The following is a 14,957-nucleotide window of genomic DNA, read 5'->3' as shown; positions in this document are numbered from 1 at the left end:
CATCAGTTCAACCGGAGTTCCCCGGATGCGCGCACCTGATCGGACTGGTGCTTGAGCACCACCCCGAGGGTGGCGGCCACGGTGGCGTCATCGATGGTGTCCAGGCCCAACGCCAGCAGCGTGCGGCCCCAGTCGATGGTCTCGGCCACTGAGGGCAGCTTCTTGAGCTGCATGCCGCGCAGCACGCCGATGATGCGCACCAGTTCGGCGGCGAGGTGTTCGGGCAACTCCGGTACCCGGGACAGCAGGATGCGCCGCTCCAGGTCCGGGTCGGGGAAGTCGATGTGCAGGAACAGGCAGCGGCGCTTGAGCGCTTCGGACAACTCCCGGGTGGCATTCGATGTCAGCACCGTGAACGGGGTGCGGGTCGCGGTGATGGTGCCCAGTTCCGGCACGGTGACCGCGAAGTCGGAGAGCACCTCCAGCAGCAGGCCCTCGATCTCGATGTCGGCCTTGTCGGTCTCGTCGACCAGCAGCACGGTGGGATCGGTGCGCCGGATCGCGGTCAGCAGCGGACGCGACAGCAAGAACTCCTCGGAGAACACGTCCATCTTGGTGGCGTCCCAGTTACCGGCGCCTGAGCCGGACTGAATACGGAGTATCTGCTTGGCGTGGTTCCACTCATATAGCGCGCGGGCCTCGTCGACGCCCTCGTAGCACTGCAGCCGCACCAGCCCGGCGCCGGTAGCGGCGGCCACCGCGCGGGCCAGTTCGGTCTTGCCGACCCCGGCCGGTCCCTCCACCAGCAGAGGCTTGCCCAGCCGGTCGGCCAGGAAGATCGCGGTGGTGGTGGCGGTATCGGCCAGGTAGCCGGTCTCGGCCAGCCGGCGGGCGACGTCGTCGATGTCGGTGAACAGCGAGGCGTGCTGCGCGGGGATGGCGGGCTTTTCCATGCGAGGGTGTGGCTCCTTTAGACGGGACGAGTGTGGCCGTCGCCCCACACGATCCATTTGGTCGAGGTCAGCTCGGGCAGGCCCATCGGTCCGCGCGCATGCAGTTTCTGGGTGGAGATGCCGATCTCGGCGCCGAAGCCGAACTGCTCGCCGTCAGTGAACGCCGTCGAGGCGTTGACCATGACCGCGGCGGCATCGACCTGCTCGCTGAACCGCTGGGCGGCGGCCATGTTGGTGGTGACGATGGCCTCGGTGTGGCCGGTGCCGTACTCGTTGATGTGGTCGATGGCGTCCTCGAGCCCGTCGACCACCGACAAGGCGATGTCCATCGCCAGGTACTCGCGGCGCAGATCGTCTTCGGCGGCGGCGTCATCGGCGTCGCCGTGCACGGTGACACCGGCGGCGGTCAACGCATCGACCAGCCGCGGCAGCGCGGTCTCGGCGATGGCCCGGTCGATGAGCACAGTCTCGGCAGCGTTGCAGACGCTGGGCCGCCGGGTCTTGGAGTTCAGCAGAACCTCTTCGGCGACGGCGAGGTCGGCGCCCTCATGGATGTAGACGTGGCAGTTGCCGACCCCGGTCTCGATGGTCGGCACCAGCGCATCGCGCACCACAGCCTCGATCAGCCCGGCACCCCCGCGCGGAATCACCACGTCGACCAGCCCGCGGGCCTGGATCAAGTGGGTGACGCTTGCGCGGTCGACCGCCGAGAGCAGCTGCACGGCGTCGGCGGGCAGATCCTCACCGGTCAGCGCGCCCCGCAGGACGTCGACCAGAGCCTGGTTGGAGTGTGCCGCCGACGAGCTGCCCCGCAGTAGTGCGGCGTTGCCGGACTTCAGCGTCAGCCCGAAGGCGTCCACAGTGACGTTGGGCCGGCCCTCATAGACCATGCCCACCACGCCGAGCGGCACCCGCTGCTGACGCAGCTGCAACCCGTTGGGCAGGGTGTAGCCGCGCAGCACCTCACCGACCGGATCGGGCAGCCCGGCCACCTGGCGCAGTCCGGCAGCGATCCCCTCGACACGCTGGGCGTTCAGCGCGAGCCGGTCCAGCATGGCCTCCGGGGTGCCGGCGGCCCGGGCGGCAGCCAGGTCTTCGGCGTTGGCCGCCAGGATGTCATCGGAGTGGGCCAGCAGCGCGTCGGCGGCGGCGTTCAGCGCATTGTTCTTCGCCGCGGTCGACAACGACGCCAGCGCCCGGGAGGCGATCCGGGCCCGGCGGGCGGCATCGTGGACCTGTTGACGCAGGTCGGGAAGCACGGGGACGCTCATCGTCCCAGCGTATCGGCGAACGCGGGATCCGGCGAAACGGCCCCACGCAAGCCCCGCTGCGGCGTCGACTCGACCGCAGTCTTGTCCGACGCCCTCCAGGGGATCCGTGCCGCTCCGCGTTCGGGATGGGAAGCTGGCAGCATGGCGACGCGGGTGTGCGTGGTGGGCAGCGTGAACCTGGATAGCGTGTTCACGGTGGCCGCCCTGCCCGCTCCCGGCGAGACGGTCCTGGGCTCGGCACCGAGCATTCACCCCGGCGGCAAGGGCGCCAACCAGGCGGTCGCGGCCGCTCGGGCCGGTGCGGATGTCTCGTTCGTCGGCGCGGTCGGCGACGATGACGCGGGCGAACGGTTGCGCCGGCACCTGCAGGCCAACGGGGTCGGCACCGAAGGATTGACGACGGTGCCCGGGCCCAGCGGATCGGCGGTCATCACGGTGGACCCCGCCGGGGAGAACACCATCGTGGTGGCGCCGGGAGCGAACGCCTCGCTGACCATCGATGGCGATCTCGAGCTCATCGCCGGATCCGACGTGCTGCTGCTACAGCTGGAGATTCCGATCGCCACGGCCACCGCCGCCGCCCGGACCGCTCGGCAGGCGGGCGCGACCGTGATCGTCAACGTCTCCCCGATCCGCGGCGATGTGACCGAACTGGCCGGGCTGATCGACGTCGCGGTCGTCAACGAGACCGAATCCGCACAGTTCGACCACCTAGTGCCGCACCGGGTGGTCACGCTCGGCGCGCGCGGGGCGCGCTACACCGGGGCCGACGGCACCGCCGAAATGCCGTCACCGGTGGTGGATGCCGTCGACACCTCCGGCGCCGGAGACGTGTTCGCCGGCGTGCTGGCCGCCGAGTGGCCGCGCGGCACTGCGCATGCGTTGCGCCGCGCCTGTGCGGCCGGGGCGCTGGCGACGCTGGTGCCCGGCGCCGGGGATTGCGCCCCGAATGCAGCGGCGATCAGCGCGGCGTTGAGCGACGACAAACCCGAACGCTGACGTGCACAGGTAGAACGCAGGCGGTTGACTACGGACGTAACTCGACGAATCCCGCCGCGCTCAAATCCTCGTCGAAAGCAAAGGCGTTGACCAACTTCTTCTTTCGCATCAGTGCGAAACTCGTCGCGTCGACAAAGGAGTACTCCCGTTCGTCGTGACGGGCCAACCATTCCCACGCCTGCTCTTCAACATCCGTCGTAATGTGTTCGATCCGAACACTTGCGCTATGCCGGATGCTCGCAGCGGCTACTGCAGCTCGATGCCCGCAACGTCGATTAAGCAGTGTCCACGTCTCACCGAGGACGTGATTGGAAGTCACAACCGCGTCGGTCTTCGTGTTCCAGAGCTTCTTGGCCGTCTCATGCCGCGCATCCCGCGCATTGCCGAGGGCCGCCCAGAACGACGTGTCGACGAAGATCATCCAGCTGATCCGTAGACCACGTCGTCGACCGTCGCAGAGAGATCGGGGTCCCCCTCGAAAGACCCGATGAAGGACTCCACAGGGTCTGGGCCCGGCGCGCGAAGACGGTCTGCGACGTACTCCCGGATGAGCGCCGCTTTCGACTTGCGCTGGCGCCGGGCTTCGGCGCCCAGCGCCTGGTCAACGTCCTCTTCGATGTAGATCTGCAATCGCTTCACAACCCGGAATCTTACGCCGGATTTCGAATTGATGTATACATCACTACCGTTTGCCCCGCACCCACTGGATGGTGCCGACGCTCTTGACCCGCACGCTGGTGAAACCCTGGCTTTCCAGGGTGTCGGCGATCTCGTCGTCGCCGAACACCCGCGCACCGGCCTTGGGCAGCAGCCGCCACAGCCGGGCGGCCGAGCCGGCGGTCGGCACCATCAGCGCGATCCGCCCACCGGGCTTGAGCACTCGCGCCATCTCGCCCAGCGCCGCGGCCGGGTCCGGGATCAGCTGCAGCACTGCGATCGAGGTGATGGCGTCAACGGTGTTGTCGCGCAGCGGGAGCCGCTGGGCATCGGCGCGCAGGAACCCGGCCTGGGCGCCGGCCTGCAACCGTACCGCCCGGGCCAGCATCGGCTCGGAGACGTCCATGCCCAGCGCCAGCCCGTCCGCACCCACCGCCCCGGCCAGCGAGGCGGTGATGCTGCCCGGACCGCAGCCGACGTCCAGCGCCACCCCGCCGGCCGGGATGTTCAGCCAGTCGATCGGGTGCTGCCAGGCTTCGAGCAGCCGGCGGGCCAGCGCCTGGGCGTTGTCGTAGAACATCGATCCGAACGGCGAGGCCCACAGCTGCTGGATGGCACCGGCGTTCTGTGGGGTGTTGGAGCCGGCTCCCGCGCCGAGCAGGTCGAGATAGCCTCGGCTGACGTCGGGGTCGGATGGCGGATCGCTGAGCAACTCCATGGCCCGCTGCAACGCCGGTGACAACGGAAACCTTCGAACCTCGGCCATATTCGGTGCTCCTGCCTAGCCGTGCGGAATCTCCCGTTCGATCTCGTCGAGCCAGACCCGCGCCGACATGTCCGACGGAGCCCGCCACTCCCCCCGCGGCGACAGCGAGCCGCCGTGGGACACCTTCGGCCCGTTCGGCAATGCCGAGCGCTTGAATTGACTGAACGAATAGAACCGCTGCGCAAAGACTTTCAGCCAGTACCGGATCTCGGCCAGCGAATAGGCCTGCCGCTTGTCGGCCGGATATCCGGGCGGCCAGGACCCTGCTTCCACGTCGTGCCAGGCGTGCCAGGCCAAAAACGCGGTCTTAGCCGGCGAGAACCCGTGGCGCAGCGCTTGGAACAGCGCGAAGTCCTGCAGCGAGTACGGGCCCACCTTGTCCTCGCTGCGCTGAATCTCCTCACCCTCGCCCGCCGGCACCAGCTCCGGGCTGATCTCGGTGTTGAGCACCGAGGCCAGCACCGCGCACACGTCGGCGTCGAACTCCCCGGAGTTGATCACCCACCGGATCAGGTGCTGGATCAGGGTTTTGGGCACGCCGCCGTTGACGTTGTAGTGCGACATCTGATCACCCACCCCGTAGGTGGACCAGCCCAGCGCCAGCTCCGACAGGTCGCCGGTGCCCAGCACGATGCCGCCGCGCTGGTTGGCGATCCGGAACAGGTAGTCAGTGCGCAGGCCCGCCTGCACGTTCCCGAAAGTGACGTCGTAGACGGCTTCACCGCCGGCGAACGGATGCTCCAGATCGGTCAGCATCAGCTTGGCGCTGTCGCGGATGTCGATCTCGGCGAACGTCACCCCCAGCGCCCTGCTCAGCGCGGCCGCATTGGCCTTGGTGCGTTCACCGGTGGCGAAGCCGGGCATGGTGAACGCCAGAATGTCACTGCGGGGCCGGTTTTCCCGGTCCATGGCTCGTGCGGCGACGATCAGGGCGTGCGTCGAATCCAGCCCGCCCGACACCCCGAGCACCACCTTGGGAAAGTCCAGTGCCCGCAGCCGCTGCTCCAGGCCTGATACTTGGATGTTGTAGGCCTCGTAGCAATCCTGTTGCAGCCGCTGCGGATTCGACGGCACGAACGGGAATCGCTCAACCGTGCGCCGCAGTCCGATGTCCCCGGCCGGCGGATCCAGAACGAACTCCACCCGCCGGAACGCCTGCACCGCATCCCGGTAATGACGCCGGTTGTCGTCGAAGGTGCCCATCCGCAAGCGCTCCGAGCGCAGCAGCCCGAGATCGACGTCGGCGACCGACCGGCGAGAGCCGCTGGGGAACCGTTCGCTGTCATCGAGCAGCGTGCCGTTCTCCCAGATCATGGTCTGGCCGTCCCAGGCCAGGTCGGTGGTCGACTCCCCCTCCCCGGCGGCGGCATAGACGTAGGCGGCCAGACACCGCGCCGAGGCCGAGCGGGCCAGCAGGCAGCGGTCCTCTGCGCGCCCGACGGTGATGGGGCTGCCGGACAGGTTGGCCAGCACCGTCGCGCCGGCCAGGGCGGCCTGGGCGCTGGGCGGGACCGGCACGAACATGTCCTCGCACACCTCGACGTGCAGCACGAACCCGGGCACGTCGGTCGCGGCGAACAGCAGATCCGGGCCGAACGGGACCTCGGCATCACCCAGTCGGATCACGCCCCGCTCGCCGGCGCCGGCGGCCAGCTGGCGGCCCTCGTAGAACTCCCGGTAAGTGGGCAGGTAGGACTTCGGCGCCACCCCGAGGATGCGCCCGCGGTGGATGACGACGGCGGTGTTGTAGATGCGATGCGTATAGCGCAGCGGCGCCCCGACCACCAGCACCGGCAACAGCTCCGCCGATGCGGCGGCCACGTCGAGCAGCGCCGCCTCGACGGCACTAAGCAGGCTGTCCTGCTGCACGATGTCCTCGATGGAGTATCCCGACAGGGTGAGCTCGGGAAAGACGGACAGCGCGACGCCGTCGTCGTGGCACTCGCGCGCCAGCCGCAGCATCGACTCGGCGTTGGCGGCCGGGTCGGCGAGCGTCGTGCGGTGTGTGCAGGCGGCGACCCGCGCGAACCCGTGCCGGTAGGCGTTGTAGAAGTCTCCGGAGCGGTCCATTGGTCCCCATTGTTGCCCGGCCAGTGTCAATCTGCAGCTTTCGGGTATCACCAGGATCATGACCGGTACCGCGGTGGTCGTCGTCGACATGCTCAACGCCTACCGGCACGACGACGCAGCAGACTTGGCCGGAAACGTCGCGAACATCGTCGGACCGCTGGCCGACCTGGTCGAACGCAGCCGGGCCGATGACGACGTCGACCTGATCTACGTCAACGACAACTACGGCGACTTCACCGCGGGATTCGCCCAGATCATCGACTCGGCGCTGCACGGGGCGCGCCCCGAACTGGTTCGGCCCATCGTCCCGGTGACCGGCGATCGGATGGTGACCAAGGTGCGCCACAGCGCATTCTTCTCCACTCCGCTGGAGTACATGCTCGGCCGGCTCGGCACCCGGCGTTTGATTCTGACCGGGCAGGTCACCGAGCAGTGCATTCTCTACACCGCCCTGGACGCCTACGTGCGGCATATTCCGGTGGTGATCCCGGTCGATGCCGTCGCTCACATCGACGCCGAATTGGGCGCCGCGGCGCTGGAAATGATGTGCCGCAACATGGGAGCCGAGCGGTCGGCTGCCGACAAGTGCCTACGCTAGGCCGATGGGCGACTCCGAGCCGACGGTCTGCGATCTGCTGGAGCTGCTGGCGGGCCGGCGGGTCGCGGCGCTCACCGGTGCCGGCATCTCCACCGATTCGGGCATTCCGGACTATCGCGGCCCGGACTCTCCGCCGAGCAACCCGATGACGATCGCACAGTTCACCGGCGATCCGGTCTTTCGGCAGCGGTACTGGGCCCGCAACCACGTCGGCTGGCGCCACATGGCCGACACCGCGCCCAACCTCGGGCACCTGGGGCTGACCGCACTAGAAGACGCCGGGGTGGTGACCGCGGTGATCACCCAGAACGTCGACTTACTGCACACCAAAGCCGGCAGTCGCCGCGTCATCGATCTGCACGGCAACTATGCGACGGTGGTCTGCCTGAGCTGCGGGAACCGTGTGAGCCGCGCGGCGTTGGCCGAGCAGTTGGAGGAACTCAACCCCGGGTTTCTCGAACGGGCGGGCACGCTCGGCGGCATCGCCGTGGCCCCCGACGCGGACGCCGTCGTCACCGACACCGCGTCATTCCGCTTTGTCGATTGCCACCACTGCGGCGGAATCCTCAAGCCCGACATCGTCTACTTCGGCGAAAGCGTCCCCAAAGACCGCGTCGCCCGGTCCTATTCTGTGGTCGATGAAGCCGACGCCCTGCTGGTGGCGGGCTCGTCGCTGACGGTGTTCTCCGGCTACCGGTTCGTCCGCCACGCCGCAGCCCGCGGTATCCCGGTCGCGATCGTCAACCGCGGCCCCACCCGCGGCGATGCGCTGGCGGCCGTCAAGATCGACGGCGGGTGTTCCGCGGTCCTGGCACTGCTGGCCTCCGAGCTGGCCCCGGCGGTTCAGCGAGGCTCGACGGAGGAGAGGCGAAGCTGGGACCGCCGCATCAGCCGAGCGGTTCAGCGAGGCTCGACGGAGGAGAGGCGAAGCTGGGACCGCCGCATGACCCCTGCGATTCCGGCGCGGTAATCCTCAACGAGGCCACCCGTAGGAGCGCTGAGTCCGGCACGATGTCTCTGGTGAAACAGCGCTTGGACGCCGATCAGCGCAACGCGTTCTTGGCCGCCTTCCTGGGCTGGTCGATGGACGCCTTCGACTACTTCATCGTGGTGTTCGTCTACGCCGATATCGCCAAGACCTTCGGCCACACCAAGACCGAAGTCGCGTTCTTGACCACCGCCACCCTGGTGATGCGTCCGGTGGGGGCGCTGCTGTTCGGCCTGTGGGCCGACCGGGTCGGCCGGCGACTGCCGCTGATGGTGGACGTGATCTTCTACTCGACGGTGGGGTTCTTGTGCGCGTTCGCGCCCAATTTCACGGTGCTGGTAATTCTGCGCCTGCTGTACGGGATCGGCATGGGAGGTGAATGGGGACTGGGCGCCGCGCTGGCCATGGAGAAGATCCCGCCCGAGCGGCGCGGATTCTTCTCCGGGCTGCTGCAGGAGGGCTACCTGTTCGGCTACCTGGCGGCCACCCTGGCGTCATTGCTGGTGACCGACTGGCTGGGATTGTCCTGGCGCTGGCTGTTCGGGCTGTCCATCCTGCCCGCCTTGATCAGCCTGCTCATCCGCTACCGGGTGTCCGAATCCGAGGTGTGGCAGGCCACGCAGAATCGGATGCGGCTGACCCGCACCAGGATTCGCGATGTGTTCACCGACGCCAAGGTGATCCGCCGGTTCTGCTACCTGGTATTGCTGATGACCGCCTTCAATTGGATGAGCCACGGCACCCAGGACATCTACCCGACGTTCTTGACCTCCCCCGAGGGAGCCGGTCTGCCGCCGGTGACCGCCAAGTGGATCGCGGTGATCTACAACATCGGCGGCATCATCGGCGGGCTGATCTTCGGTGCCCTGTCGCAACGATTGGGGCGTCGGTACGCAATCATCTGGTGCACGGTGATGGCACTGCCGATCGTGCCGCTGTTCGCGCTGTCGCAGAGCGCGGCGATGCTGTGCCTGGGTTCGTTTCTCATCCAGTTCTGCGTACAGGGCGCCTGGGGCGTGATCCCGGCGCACCTGACCGAGATGTCCCCCGACGCGATCCGCGGCTTCTATCCGGGTGTGACCTACCAGCTGGGCAACCTGCTGGCCGCGTTCAACCTGCCGATTCAGGAGCACCTCGCCGCTTCGCACGGTTACCCGTTCGCGCTGGCGGCCACATTGTTCCCGGTGCTGATCGCCGTCACGGTGCTGACCGCGGTCGGCAAGGACGCCACCGGGATCCGGTTCGGCACCGACCACCTCACCCCCAACCCCGCCGAGCAGACGTGAAAGCCCCCTTTTGCGGAGCGATTTAGGGGCTTTCGCGTCTGCTCGCGCCCATGGACCGCGCCCCCGATCAGAACGTGCAGGGCATGGCACGGATACCGTGGATGAAGCTGCCCGCCACGTACTCCGGCTCACCGGCCTCGATGTCCGGCAGCTCGCGTAGCAATTCGCCGAAGATGGCGCGCAGCTGTGCCCGCGCCACATGCGTCCCCAGGCAGTAATGCTGCCCGCCGCCACCGAAACCGAGGTGCGGATTGGGGTCACGGCTCAGATCCAGGCGGTCGGGGTCCTCGAACACCGTCTCGTCCCAGTTGCCGGACGCATAGAACATCGCCACCTTGTCGCCGGCCCGGATGGTCTGACCGCCGAGCTCGTAATCGGTTGCGGCGGTACGCCGGAAGGTCATCACCGGGGTGGCGTGGCGAATGAACTCCTCGACGGCCATCCCGATACGCCGGTCGAAATCCTCCAGCAGCCAGGCCCGTTGGTCGGGGAAGGTGGTCAGTGCCCGCAGCGCGTGGCTGGTGGTCTGCCGCGTGGTGTCGTTGCCCGCCACCGAGAGCAGCACGAAGTAGGCGGCCACTTCCGCGTCGGTGAGCCGATCACCGTCGACCTCGGTGTTCACCAGGCTGCTGAACAGGTCGTCACCGGGGTTCTCGCGGCGCTGCGCGGCCAGCGTGCCGGCCACCTGATGCAGGTACGTCACGGACTCGAACATGACCTCCAGCGGGTTACGGCCGGCCAGACAGACCGGGTCGTTGGCCGTCACCAGTGCATCCGCGGCCTCAGCGACCCGCTCCCGCTCGGATTCGGGGATGCCCATCATGTCCGACAGCGTGCGCAGCGGCAGCTCCTTGGCGCAGTAGTCGACGAAGTCGGCGCCGCTGCCGGCAGCCTTCAACTCTTCGACGATGGCCGTGGCACTGGCCTTGATCGAGTCCTCGATGCGCCGGACCTGCCGGGGAGTGAAGGCCGCGGTGGCCAACTTGCGCAGCTTGGTGTGCCGGGGCGGATCCATGGCCAGGAAGGACTGCGTCGTCTCCAGCAGCTCCGCGGGAACGTTCTCGAACTGCACGCCCTTGCCGGACAGGAACACGTCGTTGGCGCGGCTCACCGTGACGATGTCGGCGTGCCGGGTGACCGCCCAATAACCCGGGTCATCGGGATCGTTGAGCATCGAGTCTTCGACCGGAGGGTGCCAGCTCACCGGTCGTTCGGCACGCAGGACGGCGAACGCTCGTTCCCGATCGGCGGCGGTGGTCGACCAGAACGCCCGCGAGGACAGGTCGATCAGGTCGTAGCTGCGGGCGGAAGCGGTCGTCGCGGTCATGGTTGCCCCTTTGCGGTCTGTGACTTCGCCCACAAACCGTAATTTAGACACTGCGTCTAGTCAACATGTCGATTGCGGTTTACCCTGGACCCATGCCCTCCGTCACCCGGAAGCCGCAAGCGGCCCGGCAGGCCCGTCGCGAGCAGATCGAGCGCCGCCTGCTGGACGCCACCGAGCGGCTGATGGGCGACGGCGCCAGCTTCACCGAACTCAGCGTGGACCGACTCGCCACCGAGGCCGGGATGTCGCGCGCCAACTTCTACATCTATTTCGAGGACAAGGGCCATCTGCTGCGCCGGCTCGCCGGCCAGGTGTTCGGCGATCTCGCGTCGGGCGCCGAGCGCTGGTGGAATGTCGCCCATCGCCGCGATCCCGACGATGTGCGCGCCGCAATGACCGCGATCATCGCCAGCTATCGGCAGCACCAACCGCTGCTGATCGCGCTCAGCGAGATGGCCGGCTACGACCCGCAGGTGGCAACCACCTACCGGGAGTTGCTGGCCGGCATCTCGGACCGGGTGGCCCACATCATCGAGGACGGCCAGGCCGGCGGCTCCATTCGCCGCGCATTACCGGCGGCGGCCACGGCCAGTGCGCTGACCTGGATGGTCGAGCGGGCCTGTCAGCAGAACCTACCGGCCCGGGGTGCGGATTACGATTCCGAGCTCGCCACCGCGCTGACCGAAATCGTCTGGGGCGCACTCTATCTGAACGCCGGGCCGTCCCAGGCCGAGCGGTCGTAGCAGACCTCGATCTTGCGCCGCTGCTTGGTGCGCCGGGCGCCGAACGTCGCCGTGAACCTGCCGACCGGCGGCACGCGCGTCGGCGAGAACACGTAGGTGATGTTGCCGCGGCTGGTGCGGAGGTTGCCAGGGCTGTTGATATCGACCCTGAAGTAGTTGTTGTGGACGGTGACCAGCCCCAGCAATGCGTTGGTGACAGCCCTCGAATCGACTTGTGCAGCGGGCAGATTGGGGAAATCGGCCATGCCGTCGTACTGGCGGCACAGGTCCGTCACCGCGAAGGGCGTGTTCTGCGGCACGCCCACGCCGCCGTAGTCGGGCAGCTTCATGAACCAGACCAGTTTGGGGTCGGCCTGGTAGATGCCGTGGAAGGGCTGTTCTGGGTTGGCCAGCAGCAGGAACGACACTTTGCCGGCGGGGATCGAGGAGGCCGGCCCGTAGTCGCGCAGCCATTTGCAGGCAACCTGCGACCCCATGCTCACCGCGTAGACCAGCACATCATCGGCATCGGGGTTCCCGTTGAAGTGGGCGACCAACATGTCGTCGAGGGCTCGGGCGCCGCGTTCCACCGCTTTGACCGCGGGCACATAGCGCAGGCCGTCGAAGTAGGTGTTGGGGTACTCGACGCTTCGGATGGTCTTGCCGTTGGTGACAGCACCTCGGCACATGAACCGCAGGAATCCGCTCCAGCCCGCCCCGTCGATGGTGAATACCGTGCTCACGCAGGCACGGTCCTACACCGCGACCAGGTCGTCAGCATGGACGACGGGGCGGCGGGCATCCGCCGACAACTCGGCGGTGGAATGACCGATCATCCCGGTCAGCTCCACCGCGTCGTAACCGACGACGCCGCGCGCCACCACCGAGCCGTCCGGGCCGCACAGGTCGACCACGTCGCCGCCGTGGAATCGTCCTGATGCGCCGGTGATCCCCGCGGCCAGCAGCGAGCCACGCCGCCTCAGCACCGCCTCGACGGCCCCGGCGTCCAGCGTCAGCCTCCCCGCCGCGTCGGCGGCATGGCGTACCCAGAACTTGCGCGCCGACAACCGCTGCGCCCGCGGCGCAAAGACGGTGCCCACCGAAGCGTCACCCAGGGCCGCGCCGGCTGCACTGGCGGCGGCCAGCAGCACCGGAACGCCCGCGTCGGCGGCCAGCAGCGCCGAAGACAGCTTCGACACCATGCCGCCGGTGCCCAGGTGACTGCCCTCGCTGGCCACCACGTCGGCGAGATCCTCCGGTCCGGACACCTCGGGGACCAGCCGGGCCGGGCCCTTGCGCGGATCGGAATCGTAGAGGCCGTCGATGTCGGAAAGCAGCACCAGCGCATCGGCGCCCACCAGGTGGGCCACCAGCGCCGAGAGCCGGTCATTGTCGCCGAACCGGATCTCGCTGGTGGCCACCGTGTCGTTCTCGTTGACGATCGCGACCGCGTGCAGGGCCCGTAGCCGGTCCAGGGTGCGGGCGGCATTGGTGTGCGATACCCGCATCGACACGTCCTGCGCGGTGAGCAGCACCTGCCCGACGGTGCGGCCGAACCGGCCGAAGGCGGCACTCCAGGCATTGACCAACGCCACCTGGCCCACGCTGGCGGCAGCCTGTTTGGTGGCCAGATCGGTTGGCCGCTTCAGCAATCCCAGCGGCTCCAGACCGGCGGCGATGGCCCCGGACGACACGATCACCACATCCGACCCGGACTTCATCCGGGCTTCGATCACCTCGGCGAGACCGGCCAGCCGGGCCGCATCGAACATACCGTTCTCGGCGGTCAGTGCGGTGGTGCCGATCTTGACCACGACGCGACGCGCGCGCCGAATCGCTTCGCGCGCACCGCCGCCCGTCACGGCTCCTCCGAGTGCTCTCGGCGCTGTTTGCGCGCGACCTTGCGTTCGGCGGCCCCGACCCGATCAGTGCGCTCCAGCCTGCTGTCGGTGCCCCGACCAGAAAGCGTCATATCGACCCCGGCCGGTGTTGCCGGCTCCCAGTCGAAGGTCATCTCCCCGATCGTCACGGCGCAGCCCGGCTTGGCGCCCAGCCGCAGCAGCTCGTCCTCGACGCCCAGGCGCGCCAGTCGGTCACCCAGGTAGCCGACCGCCTCGTCGTTGTCGAAGTTGGTCTGATGCACCCAGCGCTCGGGCTGAATCCCATGCACAACGAAAGCCCCGCAACCATCCTCTTCCACGGTGAACCCGGTCTCTCCGGCGGGTACCGGCCGGATCACCGGCCGGCGCGCCACCGGCTCCGGCCGCGCCGCACGATAGGCCGACACCATCTCGGCCAGCGCGAACGTCAACGGGCGCAATCCTTCCCGGCTCACCGTCGATACTTCGAACACCGGCCAGCCACGCTCGGCCGCGATGTCGTCCCGGACGAATTCGGCCATCTCTCGCGCTTCGGGTATGTCGATCTTGTTGAGCACCACCGCGCGCGGCCGGTCCACCAGGTCGCCCAGCGCTGAATCCCCTTGCATGGTGGGCGTATAGGCGGCCAGTTCGGCTTCGATTGCCTCGATGTCGGAGATCGGGTCGCGGCCCGGTTCCGCAGTTGCACAGTCGATGACGTGCACCAGCACCGCGCAACGCTCGATGTGGCGCAGGAAGTCCAAACCCAGCCCGCGCCCGGCCGACGCGCCCGGGATCAGACCCGGCACGTCGGCGGCGGTGAAAGTGTTGTCCCCGGCGGAGACCACCCCCAGGTTGGGCGCCAGCGTGGTGAACGGGTAGTCGGCGATCTTCGGTTTGGCCGCCGAGATCACTGACACCAGTGCAGATTTGCCCGCCGACGGGAAGCCGATCAGACCGACGTCGGCGACCGTCTTGAGTTCCAGGGTGAGATCGCGGGTTTCGCCCTTCTCCCCCAGCAGCGCGAATCCCGGCGCCTTGCGGGCTCGCGACACCAGTGCGGCGTTGCCCAATCCGCCGCGGCCACCCGAGGCGGCTTCGAAGCGGGCGCCGGAGCCCACCAGGTCGGCCAGCAGCCGCCCGTGTTCGTCGAGCACGACGGTGCCGTCCGGCACCTTGATCTCCAGGTCGGACCCGGCAGCGCCGTCCTTGTTGCTGCCCTGCCCCTGTTTTCCGGACGCGGCGTTGATGTGCGGCCGGAAGTGGAAGTCCAACAGCGTGTGCACGCCGCCGTCGACAACCAGCACGACGCTGCCGCCGCGACCACCGTTGCCCCCGTCCGGACCGCCGAGCGGCTTGAACTTCTCCCGGTGAATCGACGCGCAGCCGTTACCCCCGTCGCCCGCGCGCACATGGATGACGACGCGGTCGACGAACCGGGACATCGGGCTTCCTCTCACCCGTCCCACGCGTCGAGCGGGTAACCACTGCGAGTTTCGTTGCTCTTCTTCGCAGTCAGTG

At 68.2% G+C, this 14,957-nt stretch carries 14 protein-coding genes and 1 pseudogene; 5 read left to right on the top strand and 10 right to left on the bottom strand.

Annotated elements, in window-relative coordinates; translation table 11 throughout:
* Nucleotides 1–2: 2 nt before the first annotated feature.
* Both A5771_RS18485 and A5771_RS18480 read right to left on the bottom strand, forming a co-directional pair.
* Nucleotides 3–893 carry an AAA family ATPase gene (locus tag A5771_RS18485; protein ID WP_064856646.1) on the bottom strand — a complete coding sequence of 297 codons (891 nt, stop codon included), beginning with the start codon at nucleotides 891–893 and terminating at the stop codon, nucleotides 3–5.
* Nucleotides 894–910: 17 nt separating this feature from the next.
* Complete coding sequence (locus tag A5771_RS18480; protein ID WP_064856645.1) at nucleotides 911–2,164, bottom strand: glutamate-5-semialdehyde dehydrogenase; 1,254 nt, start codon at nucleotides 2,162–2,164, stop codon at nucleotides 911–913.
* Between the two features lie 141 nt (nucleotides 2,165–2,305).
* Between A5771_RS18480 and A5771_RS18475 the strand changes: the two genes are divergently transcribed.
* Nucleotides 2,306–3,163, top strand: coding sequence for a ribokinase (locus tag A5771_RS18475; protein ID WP_064856644.1), 858 nt, complete (start codon nucleotides 2,306–2,308; stop codon nucleotides 3,161–3,163).
* A 28-nt stretch (nucleotides 3,164–3,191) separates the two neighbouring features.
* Here A5771_RS18475 and A5771_RS18470 read toward each other — a convergent pair whose 3' ends face one another.
* From A5771_RS18470 to A5771_RS18455, 4 genes are read right to left on the bottom strand one after another with little or no spacing between them, the layout of a single operon-like run.
* On the bottom strand, nucleotides 3,192–3,584 hold the full coding sequence (locus tag A5771_RS18470) for a PIN domain-containing protein (protein WP_064856643.1): 393 nt from the start codon (nucleotides 3,582–3,584) through the stop codon (nucleotides 3,192–3,194).
* Nucleotides 3,581–3,802: a CopG family transcriptional regulator gene (locus A5771_RS18465; protein WP_064856642.1), complete on the bottom strand. Its 222-nt coding sequence runs from the start codon at nucleotides 3,800–3,802 to the stop codon at nucleotides 3,581–3,583. Before A5771_RS18465 ends, A5771_RS18470 begins: the two co-directional genes overlap by 4 nt.
* 43 nt (nucleotides 3,803–3,845) lie before the next feature.
* Nucleotides 3,846–4,586, bottom strand: a complete 741-nt coding sequence (locus A5771_RS18460) for a class I SAM-dependent methyltransferase (protein ID WP_064856641.1) — start codon at nucleotides 4,584–4,586, stop codon at nucleotides 3,846–3,848.
* A gap of 15 nt (nucleotides 4,587–4,601) precedes the next feature.
* Complete coding sequence (locus tag A5771_RS18455; protein ID WP_064856640.1) at nucleotides 4,602–6,656, bottom strand: NAD(+) synthase; 2,055 nt, start codon at nucleotides 6,654–6,656, stop codon at nucleotides 4,602–4,604.
* Nucleotides 6,657–6,714: 58 nt separating this feature from the next.
* On the opposite strand from A5771_RS18455, the gene A5771_RS18450 reads away from it, so the two are divergent.
* The 3 genes and pseudogenes from A5771_RS18450 (at nucleotide 6,715) to A5771_RS18440 (ending at nucleotide 9,528) form a co-directional block, all read left to right on the top strand.
* On the top strand, nucleotides 6,715–7,254 hold the full coding sequence (locus A5771_RS18450; RefSeq protein WP_064856639.1) for a cysteine hydrolase family protein: 540 nt from the start codon (nucleotides 6,715–6,717) through the stop codon (nucleotides 7,252–7,254).
* Nucleotides 7,255–7,258: 4 nt separating this feature from the next.
* Nucleotides 7,259–8,092, top strand: a pseudogene (locus tag A5771_RS18445) (SIR2 family NAD-dependent protein deacylase); the annotation flags it as partial.
* Nucleotides 8,093–8,265: 173 nt separating this feature from the next.
* Complete coding sequence (locus A5771_RS18440; protein WP_109401200.1) at nucleotides 8,266–9,528, top strand: MFS transporter; 1,263 nt, start codon at nucleotides 8,266–8,268, stop codon at nucleotides 9,526–9,528.
* 67 nt (nucleotides 9,529–9,595) lie between these two features.
* Here A5771_RS18440 and A5771_RS18435 read toward each other — a convergent pair whose 3' ends face one another.
* On the bottom strand, nucleotides 9,596–10,855 hold the full coding sequence (locus A5771_RS18435; protein ID WP_064856658.1) for a cytochrome P450: 1,260 nt from the start codon (nucleotides 10,853–10,855) through the stop codon (nucleotides 9,596–9,598).
* Nucleotides 10,856–10,947: 92 nt separating this feature from the next.
* Here A5771_RS18435 and A5771_RS18430 point away from each other — a divergent pair, with 92 nt between their 5' ends.
* Entirely contained in the window at nucleotides 10,948–11,598 is a 651-nt protein-coding gene (locus A5771_RS18430; protein WP_064856638.1) for a TetR/AcrR family transcriptional regulator, read from the top strand.
* Here A5771_RS18430 and A5771_RS18425 read toward each other — a convergent pair.
* From A5771_RS18425 to obgE, 3 genes are read right to left on the bottom strand one after another with little or no spacing between them, the layout of a single operon-like run.
* The gene (locus A5771_RS18425; protein ID WP_064856637.1) at nucleotides 11,559–12,320 is read right to left on the bottom strand and encodes a PE-PPE domain-containing protein; all 762 of its coding nucleotides are present in this window, start codon (nucleotides 12,318–12,320) and stop codon (nucleotides 11,559–11,561) included. The two genes, A5771_RS18430 and A5771_RS18425, sit on opposite strands and share 40 nt — an antisense overlap.
* A gap of 12 nt (nucleotides 12,321–12,332) precedes the next feature.
* The gene (gene proB / locus A5771_RS18420) at nucleotides 12,333–13,439 is read right to left on the bottom strand and encodes a glutamate 5-kinase (protein ID WP_064856636.1); all 1,107 of its coding nucleotides are present in this window, start codon (nucleotides 13,437–13,439) and stop codon (nucleotides 12,333–12,335) included.
* Entirely contained in the window at nucleotides 13,436–14,881 is a 1,446-nt protein-coding gene (gene obgE / locus A5771_RS18415; protein ID WP_064856635.1) for a GTPase ObgE, read from the bottom strand. Before obgE ends, proB begins: the two co-directional genes overlap by 4 nt.
* Between the last annotated feature and the right edge of the window lie 76 nt (nucleotides 14,882–14,957).

This window comes from Mycolicibacter sinensis, from assembly GCF_001667375.1.
Lineage (GTDB): Bacteria > Actinomycetota > Actinomycetes > Mycobacteriales > Mycobacteriaceae > Mycobacterium > Mycobacterium sinense_A.
This window is presented reverse-complemented; position numbering and strand designations above follow the sequence as displayed.

Bases quoted from the DNA above. Each gene is read 5' to 3' on its own strand.
- A5771_RS18475 (WP_064856644.1), top strand. From the start codon at position 2,306: ATGGCGACGCGGGTGTGCGTGGTGGGCAGCGTGAACCTGGATAGCGTG.
- A5771_RS18430 (WP_064856638.1), top strand. From the start codon at position 10,948: ATGCCCTCCGTCACCCGGAAGCCGCAAGCGGCCCGGCAGGCCCGTCGC.
- A5771_RS18455 (WP_064856640.1), bottom strand. From the start codon at position 6,656: ATGGACCGCTCCGGAGACTTCTACAACGCCTACCGGCACGGGTTCGCG.
- A5771_RS18480 (WP_064856645.1), bottom strand. From the start codon at position 2,164: ATGAGCGTCCCCGTGCTTCCCGACCTGCGTCAACAGGTCCACGATGCC.
- A5771_RS18435 (WP_064856658.1), bottom strand. From the start codon at position 10,855: ATGACCGCGACGACCGCTTCCGCCCGCAGCTACGACCTGATCGACCTG.
- A5771_RS18440 (WP_109401200.1), top strand. From the start codon at position 8,266: ATGTCTCTGGTGAAACAGCGCTTGGACGCCGATCAGCGCAACGCGTTC.
- A5771_RS18450 (WP_064856639.1), top strand. From the start codon at position 6,715: ATGACCGGTACCGCGGTGGTCGTCGTCGACATGCTCAACGCCTACCGG.
- obgE (WP_064856635.1), bottom strand. From the start codon at position 14,881: ATGTCCCGGTTCGTCGACCGCGTCGTCATCCATGTGCGCGCGGGCGAC.
- A5771_RS18485 (WP_064856646.1), bottom strand. From the start codon at position 893: ATGGAAAAGCCCGCCATCCCCGCGCAGCACGCCTCGCTGTTCACCGAC.
- A5771_RS18460 (WP_064856641.1), bottom strand. From the start codon at position 4,586: ATGGCCGAGGTTCGAAGGTTTCCGTTGTCACCGGCGTTGCAGCGGGCC.
- A5771_RS18470 (WP_064856643.1), bottom strand. From the start codon at position 3,584: ATGATCTTCGTCGACACGTCGTTCTGGGCGGCCCTCGGCAATGCGCGG.